Source organism: Candidatus Hydrogenedentota bacterium (genome assembly GCA_035416745.1).
Taxonomy (GTDB): domain Bacteria; phylum Hydrogenedentota; class Hydrogenedentia; order Hydrogenedentales; family SLHB01; genus UBA2224.
Window position 1 is genome coordinate 1 of the sequence record DAOLNV010000047.1, and the last position, 4,808, is coordinate 4,808.

Genomic DNA, 4,808 nt, shown 5'->3' on the forward strand with positions numbered 1-4,808 from the left:
ACTTCGGCGAGGCTTTGATGAGGGACGGCATTTCCCGCATCATAAACGGAGACATTGAGCAGATTTCGCTTCGGCGGGCGCTCCATTTCCTCCGCGTCCTTTGTGCCTCTGTGTGAGTTTCCCCAATCGTCGTATTGTCCGGCGATTCGGCTTATCTCTCTATGTTTGAAGGAGATGCGGCGCGGGAGTAGACTTAATGCCGATTCTGCACCAGCAATATGTTCAACGAGGGGAGTCTTGTGATGAAGAAACGTATAATCTCAGCCGCCACCATAGGTGCGGGCTCCATCGCGCAGCACTGCCACATGCCGGGTTATGCCAGGAGCCCTCATGCGGAGTTGACCGCGTTCGCTGACCCCGACCCTGCGCGCCACAGGGAAATCAAGAAACTCTTCCCCGCGGCACGGGGATACAAGACGCATGAAGAGATGTTCGCCAACGAAAAGTTGGATGTCGTCAGCATATGCACCCCGAACAAGTTCCATGCTGAAGGCGTGTTCGCGGCTCTCGATGCGGGCTGCCACGTGCTCTGCGAAAAGCCCATGGCCACGACACTTGACGATGCACGCAAAATGGACGCAGCTGCAAAGAAAGCCCGAAAACTGCTCATGATCGGGTTTACGCACCGGACATTCGCGGGAAACAAGCAGTGCAAGGAGATACTGACGAAACGCGGGCTGGGAAAACCGTTTATGGTCCGTCTCCGCTTCGCTCACGGGGGCCCGTTCCCTGGATGGGCCAAGAACGACTGGTTCTACAACAAGGACCTCGCCGCGGGAGGAGCTCTTCTCGACATGGGCATACACGCCATCGATTTGGCCCTGTGGCTCATGGGACCGATCAGGGCCGTTACGGCCAAGACAGCCGCTATTGTGAAACGGATCGAGGTCGACGACAACGCCTTGATGTTGCTGGAGTTTGCCAGCGGCGCGCTTGGGTATATCGAAGTCGGCTGGACCAGCAAACCGGGATTCACGGGGTTCGAGGTGTACGGCACCAAGGGCTCGCTGATTTGCGATTACAACAAGGGGCTCCAGCTCTGCGGCGGCAAAGCTTCCGCGGGAGAGGACAGCGTGTCCGAGTGGAAAGTGCTCGACAAGAACCCCGCCGTGGGCGGGTGGCCCGCGGAAATGGTCGAGTGGCTCGAGATCCTGCGCGGCAAACGCCGCCTTACCATGACCGGTCAGGACGGCATCAACGCATTGGCCGTTGCCTTGGCCGCCTACAAGTCCAGCAAGACGGGGCGCCGCGTGGAAGTCGGTTAGGCACGCACGCGCCATAGCCACAACCTGAACGGAGAAACGCATGAGCTTCAAAGCGAAGGCTGAATGGTCCGTGTTGGCAGTGATCGTCACGGTCTTGGGGTGTGCCGCTGGACCCATTTACCGGCCGGGGCAGGAATACCGCACGCTCAGCGGCGCCGAATACGAGCTCGCCGTGCAGAAGAACGGCCGCGTGGACGTTATGCTGCGCTCGGGACAAGTGGTCTTTGCCAACGCTCAGCCAATGGTCTGGTATGCGGATAAAAAGGGATTGGAGCCGCTGCCGATCAAAGGCCGGGCTACCGTTCGGGAACAAGTCAACGACCGCCTCGGACAAGGGCAAAGCATCCTCTTCAAGTATAAGGAATGCGAATGGGCTATTCGGGTGTACCCCGACAAGCCGTTCTTCACGTGCCAGGCCGCCTTTGTCAACAATGGCAAGAAACCAGTCAAGATCCGGGCGCTTAGCCCCTGGTTCCTGGGAGAAGGCAACAATGGCGCGCTGTCACTGGGCGCGCAGCCCGAGTCGGCGGTCTTTCTCCAGAATCCTTCATCTTTCCCTGGACCGCCTCAGTTTCCCGGGGTTACTACCGGCTCGGGAGCGGGGCTCTGGTATCTCGCGGGGTTCAATCCCGCTTCCCGCCAGACTCTCATCGCCGGTTTCGTAACTTCCGATACGGGTTACGGCTCTCTAAGACTTGGGCGGACCTCAAAGGCGAAGGAAGAACTCTTCAATCAGTTCGAGACCATCTGTTACTACGATCCGCCGGTCGAGGTGCCGGCCGGCGGTACCGTGCAATCGGAGGTCCTTTACGTTTCCGTGGCAGAGAGAACACCTCTCGAAGGCCTTGAACGCTACGGCCATGCTGTCGCTGCCGTGAATGAGGTGCCCTTCCGCAGACCCCCGCTCCCACACGGAACGACCGCTCTGTCAAAACCGCACGGACAGCTTTCTGAACAATCCGTACTCCAAGAAGCCGCTGTGATGGGAAAGGACCTGCTCCGTTACGGATGGGACAACATCGCCATCGGCCAGGGTTGGGAAAAAGCCCCTGGCCTTTACGAACCGGATGAAACAGCGTTCCCGAGGGGCTTTGCTCCGCTTGTAAGCGAGATCCACGGCCGTGGAATGAAAGCCAGCCTCTTCCTGAATCCTTTTGTCGTGCCGGCCGAATCCCCGCTGACTTCAAACCATCCCGAATGGCTGGTCCCCGTAGCGCCATGGGCGACTGCTTCGCTGCCTGAGAACGCCCGCATTCTTGATGTGACCGTCCCCGAGGCCGATGCCTATGTCCGTGACCTCTTTGCCAAAGTGAGCACGACATGGGGATTCGATGCCGTTGAAGGTCTGAACATACCGTATGGAGTCCTTGCCGCGGATTCGTATAGGAACCCCTCGCTCACCCGGCTGGACGTCCTCCGCCTCGCGATGTCGGCGGCGGAACAGGGCATGGGAGCCGCCAAAGCTATTTCGGCCACGGGTTCCCTGCCGGCGCTCTGCGTCCGCGCACACGTGATGGAACTCACGGGCGACGTCGCTCCGTTGTGGACAGGAAACGACACGCACCTGGGATTCCTGGATGTCTTCGACGCGGCTTCCCTTCGTTATTTCTTCTCGCCTTATCTGTACACCCCTTCTTTCGGCGCGGCTTACTTCGATACACCGGCATTGGCGGCACGCTGGCCCGGGCTCGAGAGGCCTGTGCTTACGCGGGACCAGACCGTCGCATGGCTCACAGCCATCGCCATCAACGGCGGCGTCATCAAGGTCGGCAACACATTTGCCGAGTTGGACGAGGAACAGAAAGGCATTCTCAAGAAACTGTTGCCGCCCCTGCCCCGGCCGGCCCACCCCCTGGACTTGTATGAAAACAAGCCTGCGCGCATCTGGTCGGCGAATGTGCGAACAAAAGCCGGGGAATGGTTCTATGCGGCGGTCTTCAACTGGTCTGCCACCGAGCAGCCTGCAACAACGCTTTACCTCAGCGAACTCGGAATGAGCCCCGAGAACATCTATACCGTGTTTGATTTCTGGGCCGACCGCTACTTCGGCCTTGCCCAGGGCCAGCTCAACGTGCAGGTGGCCCCGGGCAGCGTCCGCCTGCTCGGATTCCGCCTTTTCGAGAAACGCCCGCTCCTGGTGGCATCGACGAGTCATTTTGCTCAAGGCGCCTTGGAAACCACAGCGCTCGAATGGGACGCTGCCACGAAGGAGCTGCGCGGACAGGCCAAAGCCATTCCCGATACAAATTACGGTCTCCGCATTCTGGTTCCGGCGCCCTTCGAGGTTTCTGAGGCCGCAGTTTCAGGGGCTCAGCCGGAAGTGGCTGCCAAAGGCGACGTCCTTGAGGTGAACTTCTACAACCAGGAGGCCCAGGAAGTTCGCTGGTACGTCCGATTCTGAAGCGTTGCGCATCCTCTTACCGCGGAGTGCTGTCCTTCACAGTCTGACGATAGATTTCCCATGCAATGGCCCCGTTGACAATGCCGGATGCGGGTAGAATCTGGATGTCGTATCCTTCCAGAGGCACGCAGGCATCGCACCAGGACCACATCGGGTCAATCCAGATGACGGCAGGGTCACCCACGTAATCACGGTGTTGCAGCACCGAAACGTACACCACGTTTGCCCCTTGAGTTCGTGCCCCTTCGAGCAGCCGGTAGGGCGGGTGCTGGTAACCGATATGAATCAATACATCGCCCGGAGCGTATTCCTGGCCAAGCGTTGGCTCATTGAGAAAACCTGCATTCCACGGCGCGGACTCGAAGACCTGGCCTATGGGCGTCTTGCCGATTTCATCGGGAAACAGATGCCCCATGCTGTACATCGCGAGCCGGTGTCCGTCGGCGCGCGCACCGGCAGCCCATGCAGCAGCACGGCTCAAACGGTCCGTCTCCTCGCGTTCGACGCGCCGCAACATGGCTCCAACAACGTCGATATACCTTCCGCCCAAGCGGCCAGGGTCGATAGGCGGAACCTCGTGGTGCTCGTGGTACAACACACCCTGCTTGAGATACTTGTCCATGCGCGCATAGGCGCCATACATGCCGATGCTCTCGAACATCACCGGCATCCGCCCGCGCCGGGTCAAGGCGGCCACAAGTTCCGCCGTGAACACCCATCCCTGCGCCGCTGCAGCAAGCCTGGGTGATATGTCATATGCCTCCGCGTGCGCCGAAAACGCGACGATGCCCTCCGCCTCCATCTTGTCGCCCACCACGACGACCAAGGCGCCGGATGCCAAGACGCCTTCAGGCGCCGCCAGTTCAGGCCCCGGCGCATAGAGCACGACATCTCCTTTCGCGGGAAGCTTATCGTGAAGCGGGCGAATCAACATCAGCCCGCCGGCCCGGCCGCACATTTCGCTCACAAACGCGCTGTCTCCCCCCGCGTAAAGGCCGCCCCCGGCGTCCAGGTTTCCTGCCGCGGCGTCTGCCGGAGCCGTCATCGCTCCAATATCTCCCCGGCACAACTCGAGCGTTTCGGCAACACGCAACAGATAGGATTCTTGCGGCGGGGATTGTTCCGCGGAAGCAAGATTCACT

General features: G+C 60.0%; 3 protein-coding genes. 2 read left to right on the top strand and 1 reads right to left on the bottom strand.

The features are described 5' to 3' along the window. Positions 1-242 precede the first annotated feature (242 nt). Both PLJ71_14115 and PLJ71_14120 read left to right on the top strand, forming a co-directional pair. Positions 243-1,265, top strand: a complete 1,023-nt coding sequence (locus tag PLJ71_14115) for a Gfo/Idh/MocA family oxidoreductase (GenBank protein ID HQM49819.1) — start codon at positions 243-245, stop codon at positions 1,263-1,265. A gap of 40 nt (positions 1,266-1,305) precedes the next feature. Further along, on the top strand, positions 1,306-3,666 hold the full coding sequence (locus tag PLJ71_14120) for an alpha-galactosidase (protein ID HQM49820.1): 2,361 nt from the start codon (positions 1,306-1,308) through the stop codon (positions 3,664-3,666). A gap of 16 nt (positions 3,667-3,682) precedes the next feature. On the opposite strand, the gene PLJ71_14125 is transcribed toward PLJ71_14120, so the two are convergent. Continuing rightward, a partial coding sequence (locus PLJ71_14125) for a hypothetical protein (protein HQM49821.1) occupies positions 3,683-4,808 on the bottom strand: 1,126 nt, incomplete at its 5' end.

Coding starts and splice junctions, on each gene's coding strand:
- PLJ71_14115 (HQM49819.1), top strand. CDS start 243: ATGAAGAAACGTATAATCTCAGCCGCCACCATAGGTGCGGGCTCCATC.
- PLJ71_14120 (HQM49820.1), top strand. CDS start 1,306: ATGAGCTTCAAAGCGAAGGCTGAATGGTCCGTGTTGGCAGTGATCGTC.